Genomic DNA, 17050 nt, shown 5'->3' on the forward strand with positions numbered 1-17050 from the left:
AAAAGGGCGGATCAGACCAGGCCGGTGGCGTAGAACAGCCCGATGACGAAGAACACCGCCAGGGTCTTGATCAGGGTAATACCGAAAATGTCCTTGTACGCCTCCCGATGGGTCAGGCCGGTGACCGCCAGAAGGGTGATCACCGCGCCGTTGTGCGGCAGGGTATCCATCCCGCCGCTGGCCATGGCGGCGACCCGGTGGAGGACTTCCAGGGGGATCTGCGCGGCGTTGGCGGCGGCGATGAAGGTATCGGACATCGCCGCCAGGGCGATGCTCATGCCGCCCGACGCGGAACCGGTGATGCCGGCCAGCAGGGTGACGGTGATCGCTTCGTTGACCAGCGGATTGGGAATGCTCTTGAGCGCGTCGGCCAGCACCAGGAAGCCCGGCAGCGAGGCGATCACCGCACCGAAGCCGTATTCCGAGGCGGTGTTCATCGCCGCCAGCAGCGAGCCGGCCACCGCGCTGCGGGTGCCTTCGGCGAGGCGGCTGCGGATCGCCGCGAAGCCGCTCGCCAGCACCAGCAGGATGCCCAGCAGCAGGGCCGCCTGCACTGCCCAGATCGCGGTGAGCTTGCCGACCTCGGTTTGCAACGGCGTGGCCATGCCGGCCAGTTGCAGGGTATGGACCTGGCCGTACCATTGGGGGATCCAGTGGGTGAACAGCAGGTTGGCGACCCCGACCAGCACCAGCGGCGAGAGCGCCAGCCAGGGATTCGGCAGGCGCAGGTCATCGGCGGTCTCCGGCTCGTTGCGCAGGTCGCTGCCGTAGCCTTCGCCGTTGCGCCGCGCCTTGTTCGCCTGGCGTCGCAGGTAGAGCATGCCCACGGCGAAGACGAACAGCGCGCCGAGGGTGCCGAGCCAGGGCGCGGCCCAGGCGTGGGTGCCGAAGAAGGTCGAGGGGATGATGTTCTGGATCTGCGGGGTGCCGGGCAGCGCGTCCATGGTGAAGGAAAACGCGCCGAGGGCGATGGTCGCCGGAATCAACCGCTTGGGGATGTCGCTCTGGCGGAACATCTCCGCGGCGAACGGGTAGACCGCGAACACCACCACGAACAGCGAGACGCCGCCGTAGGTGAGCAGCGCGCAGACCAGTACGATCACCAGCATCGCCTGGCGGGTGCCGAGCAGGCGGATCGCCGCCGCGACGATGGAGCGGGAGAAGCCGGCCAGCTCGATCAGCTTGCCGAACACCGCCCCAAGCAGGAATACCGGGAAGTAAAGCTTGATGAAACCGACCATCTTCTCCATGAACACCCCGGTGAAGGTCGGCGCGACCGCGCTGGGATCGGTGAGCAGGACGGCGCCGAGGGCGGCGAGGGGGGCGAACAGGATGACGCTGTAGCCCCGGTAGGCGGCCAGCATCAGCAGGCCCAGGGCGGCAAGGGCGATGATCACGCTCATCGGGCATATCTCCACGGCGCTGCGGGGCGCGCTTCGCATGGGGAAGGCGCTCCGGGCCTGTTTCTTGTTGTCGAACGATGCGGGCACCGGCGTGACGGCCTGGAACGGGGCAGGGCCGTCGGAAAGGCACGTTGCGATAACCGTGCCAGGCCCCAGAATCGCGGTTTTCGTGGGCTGCGGCGAGACGAAGGGGAGCGTGGGGAATAGCGTTGTCTCAAAATGGAGACGTAATCGAGCGAAAGTTCCGTGGCTATGCAGGTCTCAGTTCGTCTCTATTTCGAGACGAGTCCCGCTATCGAGACGCATGCCCAGCGCCACGATCTTCTTGTACAGGGTCGAGCGACCCAGGCCCAGGCGTTTCGCCGCTTCCACCACATTGCCGGCACTCTGCGCCAGGGCCCGTCCGATCAGGTCGCGCTCGAAGGCTTCGCGGGCCTGTTGGAAATCCCCGACCGGCCTGTCGTCCGCCGCTCGAGGCAGCTCCGGCAGCGGTTGCAGGGGCCCCAGCGCCGCGCCGAGGGCGGCGGCGTCCAGCAACCGTTGGTCGGCCAGCAGCAGCGCGCGTTCCAGCACGTTGCGCAGTTCGCGGACGTTGCCCGGCCAGGCATGCCGGGCGAGCAGCGCCAGGGCGTCGCCGCCGAGTTCGTGGAGACGGCCGTGGTCGAGGCTGTCGAGGATCGACTCGCAGAGCGCCGGGAGGTCGTCCAGGCGCTGGCGCAACGGCGGGATCTCGATCGGCAGGACGTTCAGCCGGTAGTAGAGGTCAGCGCGGAAACGGCCTTCGCGCATCGCCTGCTGCAGGTCGATGGAAGTGGCGGCGACCAGGCGGATGTCGCTGCGGATCACTTCGTTGGAACCCACCGCTTCGAACTCTTTCTCCTGTAGCACGCGCAACAGCTTGCCTTGCAAGGCCAGCGGCATGTCGCCGATCTCGTCGAGGAACAACGTGCCGCCCTGGGCCACCTGCAACTTGCCTGGCCGGCCCTTGCGCTCGGCACCGGTGAAGGCCCCCGGGGCGGTACCGAAGAATTCGGCCTCCAGCAGGCTTTCCGGGATCGCCGCGGCGTTCACGCTGACGAAGGCCTTGTGCGCCCGCGGCGAAGCGCTGTGGATGGCGTGGGCGAGCAGTTCCTTGCCGGTGCCGGTCTCGCCGAGCAACAGCACCGGCGCTTCGCTGGCCGCGCCACGACGGGCGCGGCGCTTGACTTCCAGGCTGGCCGGACTGGTGCCGACGAAGTGGCTGAAGCTGTACTTGGCCTGGCGCGCCTGCAATTGCGAGCGGGTCGAGGCCAGTTCGCGCTGCATGCTCAGGTAGCGGGTCACCAGCGGCGACAGCGAACGCAGTTCGTCGAGCAGGGCGAAGCCGATGGCGCCGATCACTTCGCCGGCGTCGTCGTGGATCGGCAGGCGCATCACCACCAGCGGGTCCTTCGCGCTGTCCATCATGTCCAGCAGGATCGGCTTGCCGCTGCCTACCACTTCGCGCAGCAGGCTACCGGGGATCACGCTTTCGCAGGGCCGGCCGATGGCCTGCGCCGGGTCGGCGAGGCCGAAACGCTGGGCGTAGCGCTGGTTGATCCAGACGATGCGGGCCTCGCGGTCGACGATCACCGTGCCTTCGCTGGAGCCTTCGACGATCTCGAACAGCGAACGGATCGCCTGCTGGCGCACGCGTTGGTAATCCTGGAGGCTGTCGGCGTCGTTCATCGGCGGCTCCTGCGGCGGACGGCGAAACGGCCCGCCACTGTAGCCGGGAAGCCGCTCGCGGTGAAGGCTCAGGATTCCTCGACGGCCAGCGCGGCGGCGCTTTCCCGCTGCGCCTGGGCGGCGGGCGAGCGGACCTGGAGGATCAGTAGCGCGGCGAGCCCGGCGGGAATCGCCGCAAGCATGAAGATGTTCTCCACGGATATGTGCATGCCCAGCAGCAGGCTGCCGAACAGTGGGCCGAGGATCGAACCGAAGCGGCCCACGCCCAGCGCCCAGCCGGTGCCGGTGGCGCGTACCTGGGCCGGGTAGAAGTTGCTGGCGAAGGCGTTCAGGGTCAACTGCCCGCCGATGATGCAGAAGCCGGCGGCGAAGACGAACGCCAGCAGCCAGCGCGGCTGGTCGTGGTTGAGGCCGAGGAGCAGGGTGAACAGCGCGGCGCCGGCGAGAATCGCCGCCAGCAGGCGGACCTTGCTGCGCAGGCGGTCGGCGAGCCAGGCCAGGAGCATCGCGCCGAGGGTGCCGGCGAAGAGGAACATCGAGGTCGCCAGGTTCGCCGCATTGCGTGTCAGGCCGCTTTCCTGGAGCAGCGAGGGCAGCCAGCTGACCATGAAGTAGAGCAGGATCAGGCTGACGAAGAAGGTCGCCCAGAGCAGCAGGGTCGGCCGCGCGTAACCGTGGCGGAACAGCTCCAGCACGGTCAGGCTTGCCGCCGGCTCGGCGTCGGCCTCTGCCGGCGGCGGCTGCCAGCCCGGCGCCATACGCTCGCTGAGCTGGCGCAGGCGGGCATAGGGCGGTGCGTCGCGGAGCAGGCGCGGCAGCGACTCCGGGAGGAACAGGAGGAGGAAGGGGAACAGCAGCAACGGGGTGACGCCGCCGGCGAGGAACACCGCCTGCCAGCCGAAGCCGTCCATGAAGGCGGCGGCGACGAAACCGCCGGCGGCGCCGCCGAAGGAGAAACCGCAGGCCGCCAGGGTGACCATCAGGGTACGCAGGCGCGGTGGCGAATACTCGGCCATCAGCGCCATGGCGCTGGGCATCGCCCCGCCCATTCCGATGCCGCAGACGAAGCGCGCCAGCATCAGGCTTTCCAGGGAACCGGCGAAGACCATCAGGACGGTCAGGCTGGCGTAGATCAGCACGCAGCAGAGCAGCACCCGGCGGATGCCGAAGCGGTCAGCCAGCGGCGTCACCAGCAGCGAACCGACGGTCAGGCCGAACAGGTTGGCGCTGAACACCGGGCCGAATGCGGCCTTGTCCAGGCCCCATTCCTGGGCCAGGGTCGGCACCACGTAGCCGAGCACCTGGGCATCGTAGCCATCGGTGACCAGCAACAGGGCGAGGAGCAGCAGCAACAGCCACTGGTAGCGGGACACGGGGCGCGCGTCGAGCGCCGCGCGAAAGCTGGCGATCTGGTTGTGCATCGCAAGGTACCTGAGGTTCTTATTGGTGATGGGGCGTCCGGCGGACGCCCCCCTTTATCTTCAGGAGCGGGACTCTGCGGTCCCTCAGGCGGCCGGGGTGTCCGGCTGGTTGGCCGGATGGGCCTGGCGGAACGCCGGATGGGCGGCGGCCAGGTCGGCGACCCGGCGGATCCGTGGCCAGGCGTCCAGCGCCACGCCGAAGCGCTCGGCGGCGTAGAGCTGCGGGACCAGGTAGACGTCGGCCAGGCCCGGCCGGTCGCCGAAGCACCAGCCCTGGTCGCCGATCAGTTGCTCGACGGCGGCGAGACCCTGGCCGACCCAGTGGCCGATCCACTGCCGGACCTGCTCTTCGTCGTGGCCCCACTGACGCAGCAGGTTGAGCACGCTGGCGTTGTGCAACGGATGGATGTCGCAGCCGACCAGCGCCGCGACTCCGCGCTCGCGGGCGCGGCGCAGCGGATCGCTGGAGAGCAGGGCGGGTTGCGGGTAGCGCTCCTCGAGGTACTCGATGATCGCCGGCGACTGGATCAGCAGCTCGCCCTCGTCGACCTGCAGGGCCGGTACGCGGCCCTGCGGGTTGAGCGCCAGGTAGGCGGGTTGGCGGTGTTCGCCGCCGTCGCGGACCAGGTTGACCGGCAGCGACTGGTATTCCAGCCCCTTCAGCGCCAGGGCGATGCGCACCCGGTAGGAGGAGGTGGAACGGTAGTAGGTATAGAGCTTCATCCGCGCGCCCCCGGAAGGGCCGCGAGTACCTTGCCGCGACATTCGCCGAAACCGATCGAGACATGTCCCTCGCGCTTGCAGCGGGCGCGGAGGATGACCTCGTCGCCGTCCTCGAGGAAGCGCCGGGTCTCGCCGGAGGCCAGTTGCACCGGCTGCTTGCCGCCAGCGGTGATCTCCAGCAGCGAGCCGAACTGGCCGGGCTCGGCGCCGGACAGGGTGCCGGAGCCGAACAGGTCGCCGGGCTGCAACTGGCAGCCATTGACGCTGTGGTGGGCGACCATCTGCGCCACCGTCCAGTACATGCTCAGGCTGTTGCTCAGGGTCAGGCGCTGCGGCGGCAGGCCTTTCTCGCGCAGGCCCTCGGTGAGCAGCAGGACCTCCAGCTCGATGTCGAAGGCGCCGTGGGCCTGGTCGTTGTCGTCGTAGAGATACGGCAGCGGCCGCGGGTCGCCTTCGGGGCGCGCTGGCTGGGCGCGGCGGAACGGCTCCAGGGCTTCGGCGGTGACCACCCAGGGCGAGACGCTGGTGATGAAGCTCTTCGACAGGAACGGGCCGAGCGGTTGGTATTCCCAGGCCTGGATGTCGCGCGCCGACCAGTCGTTGAGCAGGCAGAAGCCGGCGATGTGCTCGGCGGCGCGGGAAACCGGGATGGCTTCGCCGAGGGCGTTGCCCTGGCCGATCCAGATGCCCAGCTCCAGTTCGTAGTCCAGGCGCGCGCAGGGGCCGAACACCGGCTCGCTGGCGCCGGCCGGCAGGGTCTGGCCGTTGGGCCGGCGCACTTCGCTGCCGGAGACGCGCACGGTCGAGGCGCGGCCGTGGTAGCCGATGGGCACGTGCTTGTAGTTGGGCAGCAGTGGGTTGTCCGGGCGGAACAGCTTGCCGACGTTCTCGGCATGGCGGATGCCGACGTAGAAGTCGGTGTAGTCGCCGATCCTGGCCGGTAGGTGCATTTGGCACTCGGCGGCCGGATGGAGCAGTTCCGGGCGCTCCGCGGCGCCTTCGCCGAGCAGCTCCAGCAGGCGCTGGCGCAGCGCCACGCGGGCCGGCTTGCCGAGGGCGAAGAAGGCGTTCAGCGCGCCGCCGCGGGTGGCTTCGGCGGCTTCGCCGGCGGCACCCTCGAACAGCCCGGCGGCCAGCGCCGCGTCCAGGTCGAGGATCGAGTCGCCGATGGCCACGCCGCAACGCGGGCTCAGGCCGGCACGGCTGAAGATGCCCAGCGGCAGGTTCTGCAGGGGAAAGTCGGCATGCCCATTGGCGGAGGCGACCCAGCTACGAGTGGGGGTTGGCTGGTTCATGGGGTTATCTCCGTTGCGGGTTGAAGGTGGATACGAGCGACGCCCAGCAGGCATCGTAGTCATTCTGCAGGGCCGGCGTCTCGAGGGCGGCACGGCTCGGCCGGAGGACCTGGCTGGTCTCGAACATGAAGGCCATGGTCTGGTCGATCCTGTGCGGCTTGAGGTCGGCGGCGATGGCCTTGTCGCAGCTTTCCGCGTCCGGGCCGTGGGCGCTCATGCAACTGTGCAGCGAGGCGCCGCCGGGCACGAAGCCGCCGGCCTTGGCGTCATAGGCGCCCTGGATCAGGCCCATGAATTCGTTCATCAGGTTGCGGTGGAACCATGGCGGACGGAAGGTGTTCTCGGCCACCATCCAGCGCGGCGGGAAGATCACGAAGTCGATGTTGGCCAGGCCGGGGACGCTGGTGGGGGAGGTCAGCACGGTGAAGATCGACGGGTCCGGGTGGTCGAAGCTGACCGTGCCGATGGTGTTGAAGCGGCGCAGGTCGTACTTGTAGGGCACGTTGTTGCCGTGCCAGGCGACCACGTCCAGCGGCGAGTGGTCAAGCTCGCAGCCCCACAGCTCGCCGAGGTATTTCTGCACCAGTTGCAGCGGCTGGCGGCTGTCCTCGTAGCGCGCCACCGGGGCCAGGAAGTCGCGCGGATTGGCCAGGCCATTGCTGCCGATCGGGCCGAGGTCGGGCAGGCGCAACGGCGCGCCGTGGTTCTCGGCGATATAGCCGCGTGCCTCGCCGTCGAGCAGCTCGACGCGGAACTTCATCCCGCGCGGGATCACCGCGATCTCCAGCGGTTCGACCTGCAGCGCGCCGAGTTCGGTGCACAGGCGCAGACGGCCCAATTGCGGGACCAGCAGCAGTTCGCCGTCGGCGTCGTAGAAGCAACGCTCCATCGAGCGGTTGGCCAGGTACTGGTAGATGCTCACGCCGGCGGGCTTGTCGCCGGGCGCGTTGGCGGCCATGCGCAGCAGGCCGTCGAGGAAGTCGGTGGGCTGCTCGGGCAGTGCCAGCGGGTCCCAGCGCAGGCGGTTGGGAGTCGGCGCATCCAGTTCGGCACCGGCGATCTGTCGTTCCAGGCGGCGGAACGGCGGATGCTTGGCCGACGGCGTGATGCGGTACAGCCAGGTGCGCCGGGCCTCGCTGCGAGCCATGGTGAAGGCGGTGCCGGAGAGCAGTTCGGCGTACAGGCCGTAGGGCGCTTTCTGCGGGGAGTTCTGGCCGACCGGCAGGGCGCCGGGGAGCGCTTCGCTGCTGAATTCGTTGCCGAAGCCCGATTGATAGGCGAGGGCAGTGGAGTCGAGGTTCATCTGAGGCCTCCGGGGAGTGGGGGCAGCTTGCCGCCGATCCGCCGGGGACCTGGCACGCTGGCTGCGTTATTTTTATCGTAATTCAATTACGCATAACGTAATTTGAGTGGAAGGCAGCGTCAAGCTATAACGTCGGCCCCGCCCGCAGGAACCCGCGTCCATGGAAAAGAACAGCAGTCCCGCCGAAACCTCCGGCAAGCAGAAGGTCCGCTCCGCCGAAGTCGGTACCGATATCCTCAAGGCCCTCGCCGAACTCTCCCCGGCGACCTCGCTGTCGCGCCTGGCGGAGCATGTGGGGATGCCGGCGAGCAAGGTCCATCGCTATCTGCAGGCATTGATCGCCAGCGGCTTCGCGGTCCAGGACGCCTCCACCAATCATTACTCGCTGGGGCGCGAGGCCCTGCGCGTGGGCCTGGCGGCGCTGGACAGCATGGACGTGCTGAAGAGCGCCGCCGCGCCGCTGGCCGAGTTGCGCGACGAGCTCAACGAGACCTGCTTCCTCGCCGTCTGGGGCAACCGTGGCGCCACCGTGGTACAGGTGGAACAGGCGGTGCGCGCGGTGACGGTGGTCACCCAGGTCGGCTCGGTGCTGCCGCTGCTCGGTTCGTCCACCGGCCTGGTGTTCGCCGCGTTCCTGCCGGAACGCGAGGTGGCCGAGCTGCGCGAGGAAGAGTTGGCCGGGCGCGCCGACCATCCGCTGGCCGACCCGGCGGCCTACGCGGTGCTGCTGGAGGGCATCCGCGCGCGCGGCCTGCATGCGATCCATGGGCTGCTGATGCCTGGGGTGGAGGCGCTCTCGGCACCGGTGTTCGACGCCCGCGGGCGGGTGGCGGCGGTGCTCACGGTGGTCGGCCCGGCGAGCATCTTCCAGGCCGAGGAGCAGGGGCCGGCGGCGGAACGGCTGCTTGCGACGACTCGGGCTATCAGTTGGCGGATGGGGTATGACGGCACCCAGGGTGGATGATGCAGTCTCCGAGCCTGAGGGTGATGTCAGGTAGGGCGGATAACCGCCCGCGGTTATCCGCCGCTTCTCAGGCCTTGGCCAGCAACGCCTTCGCCGCTCGCGATCCGTTGCTCTTGCCGAGCACCGCGCAGATGCGCTGGCCGGCGTCGACCAGGGCGTGCATGTCGACCCCGGTATGGATCTCCAGGCCGTTCAGCAGGTAGAGGACGTCTTCGCTGGCGACGTTGCCGGTGGCGCCCTTGGCGTAGGGACAACCGCCGAGGCCGGCCACCGAGCTGTCGAATACCGCGACGCCTTCCAGCAGGCTGGCGTAGATGTTCGCCAGGGCCTGCCCGTAGGTGTCGTGGAAGTGCCCGGCGAGGCGCTCGCGGGGAACCTCGTTGGCCACCGCCTCGATCAGCCGGCGGGTGGCACCGGCGGTGCCGACGCCGATGGTGTCGCCCAGGGACACTTCGTAGCAGCCCATCTGCTGGAGTTCGCGGGCGACCCAGGCGACCTGGCGCGGATCGACATCGCCGTCGTAGGGACAGCCGAGCACGCAGGAAATGTAGCCGCGCACCCGCACCTGGTGCTGGCGCGCCGCCTCCAGCACCGGTACGAAGCGCTCCAGGCTGTCCTTGATCGAGCAGTTGATGTTGCGCTGGGAGAAGGCTTCCGACGCGGCGGCGAACACCGCCACTTCCTTCACCCCCGACTCCAGCGCCGCCTCGAAGCCTTTCAGGTTCGGCGCCAGCGCCGCGTAGGTCACGCCGGGACGCTGGCGGATGCCGGCGAACACCTCGGCCGAGCCGGCCATCTGCGGCACCCACTTGGGCGAGACGAAGCTGCCCACTTCGATGTAGTCCAGGCCGGCGGCGCTCAGGTCATCGACCAGGCGGATCTTGTCGGCCACCTCGATCGGCTGTTTCTCGTTCTGTAGTCCGTCGCGCGGACCGACTTCCACCAGGCGGACCTTCTTCGGCAGGTTCATGCTGTTCCTCGTCTTGGCTGTCAGGCCTGGTTCTCGTCCAGCTCCACCAGCGGCGTGCCTTCCTCGACCAGTTCGCCCTCGCTGCAATACAGCGCCTTCACTACCCCGGCGTGGGGCGCGCGGATGCTGTGTTCCATCTTCATCGCCTCCAGCACCACCAGGGTGGCGCCGGCTTCGACCGTCTGGCCGGGCTCGACCAGGACCCGCACGATACTGCCGTTCATTGGCGCGCTCAAACCACCCTGGTGGGCATGGGCGGCCTCGGCCTCGGCGATCGGGTCGACGGCTTCGATGGCCAGCAGTTCGCCCTCCCATTCGAGGAACAACTGGCGTCCGCGGCGCAACGCCGCCGAGCGACGGGTGACACCGTCCACCCGGCTGATCAGGTCGTCGCCGTCCAGGCGATACTGGCTGGGGCTGGCGTGGCGCAGGCGGACGCAGCGGCGTTCGTCGCGGCAGCGCAGCATCAGGTCGGACTCCCGCGCCAGGGCGCTGCGCCAGCCGTCGTTGCGGCTCCACGGCGAATGCGGGTCGTCGTCGCGACGGTGGCCCGGTTCGCTCTGCAGCCAGGCTTCGGCGGCGGCTTGCCAGAAATGCTCCGGCAGCGCTTGCGGCGCCGGCAGCAGGTCGTCTTGGTGGCGCGCGATGAAACCGGTGTCCAGTTCGGCGGCGGCGAACGCCGGATGGCCGAGGATGCGGCGGAGGAACGCCAGGTTGGTGCGCAGGCCGCCGACCGAGGTTTCCGCCAGCATCGCCAGCAGGCGTTGGCGCGCTTCCTCGCGGGTTTCGCCCCAGGCGATCAGCTTGGCCAGCATCGGGTCGTAGAACGGCGAGACCTCGTCGCCTTCGCGTACCCCGCTGTCGACCCGCCGGCCGGGGCCGGCGGGCGCTTCGCGGTACAGCGCCAGGCGGCCGCTGGCGGGGAGGAAGCCGCCCTCGGGGTCTTCCGCGTAGAGCCGCACTTCGATGGCGTGGCCGTTCAGCGGCACCTGTTCCTGTGTCAGCGGCAGCGCCTCGCCGCGAGCGACGCGGATCTGCCAGGCGACCAGGTCGAGGCCGGTGATGGCCTCGGTGACCGGGTGTTCCACCTGCAGGCGGGTGTTCATTTCCATGAAGAAGAACTGGCCGCGTTCGTCGAGGAGGAATTCGACGGTACCGGCGCCGACGTAGCCGATCGCCTGCGCCGCGCGTACCGCGGCCTCGCCCATGGCCCGGCGCAGTTCCGCGCCGAGACCGGGGGCGGGGGCTTCCTCGACGACCTTCTGGTGGCGGCGCTGGATCGAACAGTCGCGTTCGTTGAGGTACAGGCAGTGGCCATGGCTGTCGGCGAATACCTGGATCTCCACGTGGCGCGGCTTCAGCAGGTATTTCTCCACCAGCATCCGCGCGTCGCCGAAGGCGGCCTTGGCCTCGCGCTGGGCGGAGGAAAGGGCCTCGGCCAGCTCGGCCTCGTGCTCCACCACCTTCATGCCCTTGCCGCCGCCGCCAGCGGAGGCCTTGAGCAGCACCGGGTAGCCGATGCGCCCGGCTTCCCGGCGGAAAGTCTCGAGGTCCTGGGCTTCGCCGTGATAGCCGGGCACCAGCGGCACGCCGGCTTCTTCCATCAGCGCCTTGGCGGCCGACTTGCTGCCCATGGCGTCGATGGCCGCCGCCGGCGGTCCGAGGAAGAGCAGGCCGGCTTCCTCGCAGGCGCGGGCGAAGTCGGCGTTCTCCGAGAGGAAGCCGTAGCCGGGGTGGATCGCCTGGGCGCCGCTGGCGAGGGCGGCGGCGATGATCCTGTCGCCGCGCAGGTAGCTGTCGACGGGCTTGGCGCCGCCCAGGTCGACGGCGATGTCGGCTTCGGCGACGTGGCGGGCGTGGCGGTCGATGTCGCTGTGCACGGCGACGCTGCCGATGCCGAGGGCGCGCGCGCTGCGCATCACCCGGCAGGCGATCTCGCCGCGGTTGGCGACCAGGAGGCGCTGGATGCTGCGGTAGTCCGGGTTCATGCGTCGTTTCTCCAGGCGGGCGTGCGTTTCTCCAGGAAGGCGCGCAGGCCTTCCTGGCCTTCCGGGCTGATGCGGATGCGGGCGATGGCCGCCTCGGTGTAGCGGCGCAGCGCCGGGCTCAGCTCGGCGGCCTCGACCTCATGGTAGAGCGCCTTGCAGGCGACCAGGGCGCGCGGGCTGTTTTGCAGCAGGTTGGCGATCCAGGCCTCGGCCTGGCTTTCCAGTTCGGCGGCGGGACAGCTTTCGCTGAGCAGGCCCAGTTCGCTGGCGCGGCGTCCGTCGAAGCGCTCGGCGGTCAGCGAATAGCGCCGCGCGGCGCGCTGGCCGATGGCCTTGACCACGAACGGGGCGATGGTCGCCGGGATCAGGCCGATGCGTACCTCGGACAGGCAGAAGGTCGCGTCGTCGCTGCCGATGGCCATATCGCAGCAACTGACCAGGCCGACCCCGCCGCCGAACACCGCGCCCTGGACCACCGCCAGGGTCGGCTTGGGCAGGTTGTAGAGATGGGTCATGAGTTCGGCGATGCGCTGGGCGTCGGCCAGGTTGCCCTGGTAGTCGAGGTCCACCGACTGCTGCATCCAGGCCAGGTCGGCACCGCCGCAGAAGTGCCGGCCACGGCCGCGCAGCACCAGCAGGCGGACCTGCGGGTCGCTGCCGACGCGATCGATGGCCTGCAACAGTTCGTCGATCACGACGGCATTGAAGGCGTTGTTCTTTTCCGCCCGGTCCAGCCACAGGGTGGCTACGCCGCGCGGGTCGATCTCAAGCTGGATGGTCTGGAATTCGCTCATGCTGGTCTGCTCGTCACATGCGGAACACGCCGAAGGCGGTCGGCTCGATGGGGGCGCTGAGGGCGGCGGAAAGCGCCAGGGCGAGCACCTCGCGGGTCTGCGCCGGATCGATCACGCCGTCGTCCCACAGTCGCGCGCTGGAGTAGTAGGGATGGCCCTGGTGCTCGTACTGCTCGAGGATCGGCGCCTTGATCTTCGCCTCCTCTTCGACGCCGAGCTGCTGGCCGGCGCGCTCGGCCTGCTCGCGCTTGACCTGGGCGAGCACCCCGGCGGCCTGTTCGCCGCCCATCACGCCGATCCTCGCGTTCGGCCACATCCACAGGAAGCGCGGGTCGTAGGCGCGTCCGCACATGCCGTAGTTGCCGGCGCCGAAGCTGCCGCCGATCAGCACGGTGAACTTCGGCACCCGCGCGCAGGCCACCGCGGTCACCAGCTTGGCGCCGTGCTTGGCGATGCCGCCAGCCTCGTACTTCTGGCCGACCATGAAACCGGTGATGTTCTGCAGGAACAGCAGCGGGATGCCACGCTGGCAGGCCAACTCGATGAAGTGCGCGCCTTTCTGCGCGGCCTCGGCGAAGAGGATCCCGTTGTTGGCCAGGATGGCGATCGGATAGCCGTGCAGGTGGGCGAAGCCGCAGACCAGGGTGGTGCCGAACAGCGCCTTGAATTCGTCGAACTCGGAGCCGTCCACCAGCCGTGCGATCACTTCGCGCACGTCGTAGGGCTGCTTGCTGTCGGCGGGAATCACCCCGTACAGCTCCTCGGCGGGGTACAGCGGCGCGCGCGGTGCACGGCATTGCAGCTGGCCCTGCTTGCGCCAGTTGAGGTTGGCGACGCAGCGGCGGGCGATGGCCAGGGCATGGTCATCGTCCTCGGCATAGTGGTCGGCGACCCCTGAGACCTTGCAGTGCACGTCGGCGCCGCCAAGTTCCTCGGCGCTGACCACCTCGCCGGTAGCGGCCTTCACCAGCGGCGGCCCGGCGAGGAAGATGGTGGCCTGTTCGCGCACCATCACGGTTTCGTCGGACATCGCCGGCACGTAGGCCCCGCCGGCGGTGCAGGAGCCCATGACCACGGCGATCTGCGGGATGCCGCGGGCACTCATGTTGGCCTGGTTGAAGAAGATCCGGCCGAAGTGCTCGCGGTCGGGGAAGACCTCGTCCTGGCGCGGCAGGTTGGCGCCGCCGGAGTCCACCAGGTAGATGCATGGCAGGCGGTTCTCCAGGGCGATGGCTTGGGCCCGCAGGTGCTTCTTCACGGTCAGCGGATAGTAGGTGCCGCCCTTCACCGTGGCATCGTTGCCGACGATCATGCATTCCACCCCTTCGACCCGGCCGATCCCGGCGACGATGCCGGCGGCGGCGACCTCTTCGCCGTAGACTTCGTGGGCGGCGAGGGCGGAAAGCTCGAGGAACGGCGAGCCGGGGTCGAGCAGGCGGTTGATGCGTTCGCGCACCAGCAGCTTGCCGCGCGCGCTGTGCCGGGCCTGGGCGGCGCTACCGCCGCCTTCGTGGATGCGGCCGAGGAGGGTGCGCAGGGCGTTGACCTGTTCCAGCATGGTCGCGGCGTTGGCCGCGAACTCGGCGGAGCGTGGATTGATCTGGGTGTGCAGGATGGCCATGGCGGTGGCTCCGTGTCGAGGTGGGCGGAAGCGGTTGGCGCCCGCTCCCGACCTGGCGATGCGCCTGTCGATGCAATGGAATGCCCTCTCCCTGGCGGCAAAGGGCCGGGAAGAGCGAGGCTTCAGCGGGTTTCGTTGAACAGCTCGCGGCCGATCAGCATGCGGCGGATCTCGCTGGTGCCGGCGCCGATCTCGTAGAGCTTGGCGTCGCGCAACAGGCGGCCGGTGGGAAACTCGTTGATGTAGCCGTTGCCGCCGAGGATCTGGATCGCGTCCAGGGCCATCTGGGTGGCGCGCTCGGCGCTGTAGAGGATCACCCCGGCGGCGTCCTTGCGGGTCGTCTCGCCGCGGTCGCAGGCGGCGGCCACGGCGTACAGGTAGGCGCGGCTGGCGTTGAGGGCGGTGTACATGTCGGCCACCTTGCCCTGGACCAGCTGGAATTCGCCGATGCTCTGGCCGAACTGGCGGCGGTCATGGATGTACGGCACCACCACGTCCATGCACGCCTGCATGATTCCCACCGGGCCGCCGGAAAGCACCACGCGCTCGTAGTCGAGGCCGCTCATCAGTACCTTGACCCCGCCGTTGACCGCGCCGAGGACGTTCTCCTCGGGTACCTCGACGTCCTGGAAGATCAGTTCGCAGGTGTTCGAGCCGCGCATGCCCAGCTTGTCCAGCTTCGGCCCGCGACTGAAGCCTTTCCAGTCGCGCTCGACGATGAACGCGGTGATCCCGTGCGCGCCCTTGTCCGGGTCGGTCTTGGCGTAGATCACATAGGTATGGGCATCGGGACCGTTGGTGATCCACATCTTGCTGCCGTTGAGAACGAAGCGGTCGCCGACCCGGTCCGCGCGCAGCTTCATCGAGACCACGTCGGAGCCGGCGTTGGGTTCGCTCATCGCCAGCGCACCGATGTGTTCGCCGGATACCAGGGCCGGCAGGTAGCGGGCCTTCTGTTCGGCGTTGCCGTTGCGCTTGATCTGGTTGACGCAGAGGTTGGAATGCGCGCCATAGGAGAGCGCCACCGAGGCCGAGGCCCGGCTGATCTCTTCCATGACCACGGCGTGGGCCAGGTAGCCCAGCGCCGAACCGCCGTACTCCTCGTCGACGGTGATGCCGAGCAGGCCCATCTCGCCGAACTTGCGCCACATGTCCATGGGGAACTGGTTGTCCTGGTCGATCTGCGCGGCGCGCGGCTGCAGTTCGGCGGCGACGAAGCCGCGCACCTGGTCGCGGAGCATGTCGATGGTTTCGCCGAGGGCGAAGTTGAGGCTGGGATAGGTCATGCTTTCACCTGTAATTGTGCTTGTCCGGTTTAAAGCTTTGAATGAGGTTTATGTTTCAACTGTCTGTTTGTTATAGCTTTTGATAAGCGCCGCTCGACAGCGCTCCTCGGCAGAATCCAGTTCCAGCTGCATCTGTTCGATGTCCAGCAACTGTTGTTCCAGCTGGGCGCGGCGCTCGGCGATCTTCTCCAGCATGGTGTTCAACTGCTTCTGGTTGCCGCTGCTCGGGTCCGGGTCGTAGAGCTCGATCAGTTCGCGGCATTCGGCGAGGGAAAAACCGATGCGCTTGCCGCGCAGGATCAGCTTCAGGCTGACCTTGTCGCGCGGCGAATAGATGCGTTCCTGGCCGCGTCGCTCGGGGGAGAGCAGGCCTTGCTCCTCGTAGAAGCGGATGGCGCGGGTGGTGATGTCCAGTTCGCGGGCGAGATCGGAGATGGTGTAGGTGATGGACATGCGCTGGCACCTGCTTGTTTACCTTTACGTTAACGTAAAGCTGCGCCGAAATCCTGTCAACGCCTGGAACGGGGGAAAAATGACAGCCGTGAAAGATGCTTGTCAGAAAGATTTAATCGGCGCCTCATGAAAGGGCGCGGATGGCTCTGTTCTGCTTCGCCGAACACTGTGTTTCTCGGAGGAGTCGTAACGATGAGTCGGCTGATGACCTACAGGACGCTGCTGGCTTGCCTGCTCGCCGCGTTGCTTGCGCTGCTGGTGGCGGGCCAGCAGCAGCGCGCGTTCGAGCGAATCTGGTTCAAGCTGGAGCAGCGCTACGGCGGCGATGTTGCGCGCGAGAACGCCCTGCGCCTGGCCGACTATCGGGTCGATATCGAAGCCCGCGTGCTGGGCGCGGAGTCCAACGTGTCGGCGCTGTCCTTCGACCCCAGCCGGCGCAGCCTGGTCAGCGTGACCAACCAGGACCCGCATTTCCTCGAGCTGTCGCTGGACGGCGAATTGCTGCGACGCATCCCCCTGCGCGGTTTCCAGGATCCGGAGGCTATCGAGTACATCCGGCCCGGCGTCTACGTGGTCGCCGAGGAGCGTCGCCAACGCCTGGTGGAGATCCATGTCGACGCCGACACCCGGGTGATCGACATCGACGATCCGCGCAACGCCCGGAAGTTCTCCCTGGGCAGTGCAAACAAGCGCAACAAGGGCTTCGAGGGGTTGGCCTACGACCCGCTGCGCGAGCGCCTGTTCGTGGCCCGGGAAAAGGCGCCGGTGGGCATCATCGAGGTAAACGGCTTCTTCAACGACCGCGGCGAGGCGCTCGACCTGAGCGTCGGCGGCGACCCGCAGCGCGATCGCGGGTTGTTCCTCACCGATCTGTCGAGCCTCTACTACGACAAGGCCAGCGATCACCTGCTGGTGCTTTCCGACGAGTCGCGGGTGGTCATCGAACTGGATCGCGCCGGGGATCCGCTCGGCAGCCTGACCCTGCGTGGCGGCAACCATGGCCTGACGGACGACGTGCCGCAGGCCGAAGGGTTGGCGATGGACGACCGGGGCAGCCTGTACGTGGTCAGCGAGCCGAACCTGTTCTACCGCTTCAGCCGAGCGCTGCCAGCGGCCGACTAG

The 17050-nt window shown here is 68.4% G+C and carries 14 protein-coding genes; 2 read left to right on the plus strand and 12 right to left on the minus strand.

Annotated features, from left to right (window positions below; all coding sequences use genetic code 11):
* Positions 1–11: 11 nt before the first annotated feature.
* The 6 genes from HMPREF1224_RS40825 to hmgA all read right to left on the minus strand — a co-directional run bounded on the left by HMPREF1224_RS40825 (position 12) and on the right by hmgA (position 7852).
* A complete protein-coding gene (locus tag HMPREF1224_RS40825; protein WP_003088575.1) occupies positions 12–1403 on the minus strand; it encodes a GntP family permease in 1392 nt (463 codons plus the stop codon).
* 261 nt (positions 1404–1664) lie between these two features.
* Complete coding sequence (hbcR, locus tag HMPREF1224_RS40830; protein WP_003100411.1) at positions 1665–3110, minus strand: sigma-54-dependent transcriptional regulator HbcR; 1446 nt, start codon at positions 3108–3110, stop codon at positions 1665–1667.
* A 68-nt stretch (positions 3111–3178) separates the two neighbouring features.
* Positions 3179–4531, minus strand: a complete 1353-nt coding sequence (locus tag HMPREF1224_RS40835) for an MFS transporter (RefSeq protein ID WP_003113504.1) — start codon at positions 4529–4531, stop codon at positions 3179–3181.
* Positions 4532–4615: 84 nt separating this feature from the next.
* The gene (maiA, locus tag HMPREF1224_RS40840; RefSeq protein WP_010794096.1) at positions 4616–5254 is read right to left on the minus strand and encodes a maleylacetoacetate isomerase; all 639 of its coding nucleotides are present in this window, start codon (positions 5252–5254) and stop codon (positions 4616–4618) included.
* Positions 5251–6549 carry a fumarylacetoacetase gene (gene fahA, locus HMPREF1224_RS40845; protein ID WP_003100400.1) on the minus strand — a complete coding sequence of 433 codons (1299 nt, stop codon included), beginning with the start codon at positions 6547–6549 and terminating at the stop codon, positions 5251–5253. Before fahA ends, maiA begins: the two co-directional genes overlap by 4 nt.
* 4 nt (positions 6550–6553) lie before the next feature.
* Entirely contained in the window at positions 6554–7852 is a 1299-nt protein-coding gene (gene hmgA, locus HMPREF1224_RS40850) for a homogentisate 1,2-dioxygenase (protein ID WP_010794097.1), read from the minus strand.
* 160 nt (positions 7853–8012) lie between these two features.
* Between hmgA and HMPREF1224_RS40855 the strand changes: the two genes are divergently transcribed.
* Complete coding sequence (locus tag HMPREF1224_RS40855; protein WP_003100395.1) at positions 8013–8816, plus strand: IclR family transcriptional regulator; 804 nt, start codon at positions 8013–8015, stop codon at positions 8814–8816.
* A gap of 67 nt (positions 8817–8883) precedes the next feature.
* Here the strand turns inward: HMPREF1224_RS40855 and liuE are convergent, their stop codons facing one another.
* The 6 genes from liuE to liuR form a co-directional block, all read right to left on the minus strand.
* Entirely contained in the window at positions 8884–9786 is a 903-nt protein-coding gene (liuE, locus tag HMPREF1224_RS40860) for a bifunctional 3-hydroxy-3-isohexenylglutaryl-CoA lyase/hydroxymethylglutaryl-CoA lyase (RefSeq protein ID WP_010794098.1), read from the minus strand.
* 20 nt (positions 9787–9806) lie between these two features.
* A complete protein-coding gene (liuD, locus tag HMPREF1224_RS40865) occupies positions 9807–11774 on the minus strand; it encodes a methylcrotonyl-CoA carboxylase subunit alpha (protein WP_010794099.1) in 1968 nt (655 codons plus the stop codon).
* Positions 11771–12568 carry a gamma-carboxygeranoyl-CoA hydratase gene (locus HMPREF1224_RS40870; RefSeq protein ID WP_003088598.1) on the minus strand — a complete coding sequence of 266 codons (798 nt, stop codon included), beginning with the start codon at positions 12566–12568 and terminating at the stop codon, positions 11771–11773. Before HMPREF1224_RS40870 ends, liuD begins: the two co-directional genes overlap by 4 nt.
* 13 nt (positions 12569–12581) lie before the next feature.
* Entirely contained in the window at positions 12582–14189 is a 1608-nt protein-coding gene (gene liuB, locus HMPREF1224_RS40875; protein WP_010794100.1) for a methylcrotonyl-CoA carboxylase subunit beta, read from the minus strand.
* A 122-nt stretch (positions 14190–14311) separates the two neighbouring features.
* Positions 14312–15475, minus strand: coding sequence for an isovaleryl-CoA dehydrogenase (gene liuA, locus HMPREF1224_RS40880; RefSeq protein ID WP_010794101.1), 1164 nt, complete (start codon positions 15473–15475; stop codon positions 14312–14314).
* 48 nt (positions 15476–15523) lie between these two features.
* Complete coding sequence (gene liuR / locus HMPREF1224_RS40885) at positions 15524–15928, minus strand: liu genes transcriptional regulator LiuR (protein WP_010794102.1); 405 nt, start codon at positions 15926–15928, stop codon at positions 15524–15526.
* Between the two features lie 192 nt (positions 15929–16120).
* Here liuR and HMPREF1224_RS40890 point away from each other — a divergent pair, with 192 nt between their 5' ends.
* Positions 16121–17050 (plus strand): SdiA-regulated domain-containing protein, encoded by a 930-nt coding sequence (locus HMPREF1224_RS40890; protein ID WP_003088602.1) that lies wholly within the window; start codon positions 16121–16123, stop codon positions 17048–17050.

It is taken from the genome of Pseudomonas sp. P179 (assembly GCF_000478485.2).
In the GTDB taxonomy this organism is placed as follows: Bacteria; Pseudomonadota; Gammaproteobacteria; order Pseudomonadales; family Pseudomonadaceae; genus Pseudomonas; species Pseudomonas aeruginosa.

Bases quoted from the DNA above. Each gene is read 5' to 3' on its own strand.
- hbcR (WP_003100411.1), bottom strand. From the start codon at position 3,110: ATGAACGACGCCGACAGCCTCCAGGATTACCAACGCGTGCGCCAGCAG.
- hmgA (WP_010794097.1), bottom strand. From the start codon at position 7,852: ATGAACCTCGACTCCACTGCCCTCGCCTATCAATCGGGCTTCGGCAAC.
- liuR (WP_010794102.1), bottom strand. From the start codon at position 15,928: ATGTCCATCACCTACACCATCTCCGATCTCGCCCGCGAACTGGACATC.
- liuE (WP_010794098.1), bottom strand. From the start codon at position 9,786: ATGAACCTGCCGAAGAAGGTCCGCCTGGTGGAAGTCGGTCCGCGCGAC.
- HMPREF1224_RS40825 (WP_003088575.1), bottom strand. From the start codon at position 1,403: ATGAGCGTGATCATCGCCCTTGCCGCCCTGGGCCTGCTGATGCTGGCC.
- fahA (WP_003100400.1), bottom strand. From the start codon at position 6,549: ATGAACCAGCCAACCCCCACTCGTAGCTGGGTCGCCTCCGCCAATGGG.
- HMPREF1224_RS40890 (WP_003088602.1), top strand. From the start codon at position 16,121: ATGAGTCGGCTGATGACCTACAGGACGCTGCTGGCTTGCCTGCTCGCC.
- liuB (WP_010794100.1), bottom strand. From the start codon at position 14,189: ATGGCCATCCTGCACACCCAGATCAATCCACGCTCCGCCGAGTTCGCG.
- liuD (WP_010794099.1), bottom strand. From the start codon at position 11,774: ATGAACCCGGACTACCGCAGCATCCAGCGCCTCCTGGTCGCCAACCGC.
- HMPREF1224_RS40835 (WP_003113504.1), bottom strand. From the start codon at position 4,531: ATGCACAACCAGATCGCCAGCTTTCGCGCGGCGCTCGACGCGCGCCCC.
- HMPREF1224_RS40855 (WP_003100395.1), top strand. From the start codon at position 8,013: ATGGAAAAGAACAGCAGTCCCGCCGAAACCTCCGGCAAGCAGAAGGTC.
- liuA (WP_010794101.1), bottom strand. From the start codon at position 15,475: ATGACCTATCCCAGCCTCAACTTCGCCCTCGGCGAAACCATCGACATG.
- HMPREF1224_RS40870 (WP_003088598.1), bottom strand. From the start codon at position 12,568: ATGAGCGAATTCCAGACCATCCAGCTTGAGATCGACCCGCGCGGCGTA.
- maiA (WP_010794096.1), bottom strand. From the start codon at position 5,254: ATGAAGCTCTATACCTACTACCGTTCCACCTCCTCCTACCGGGTGCGC.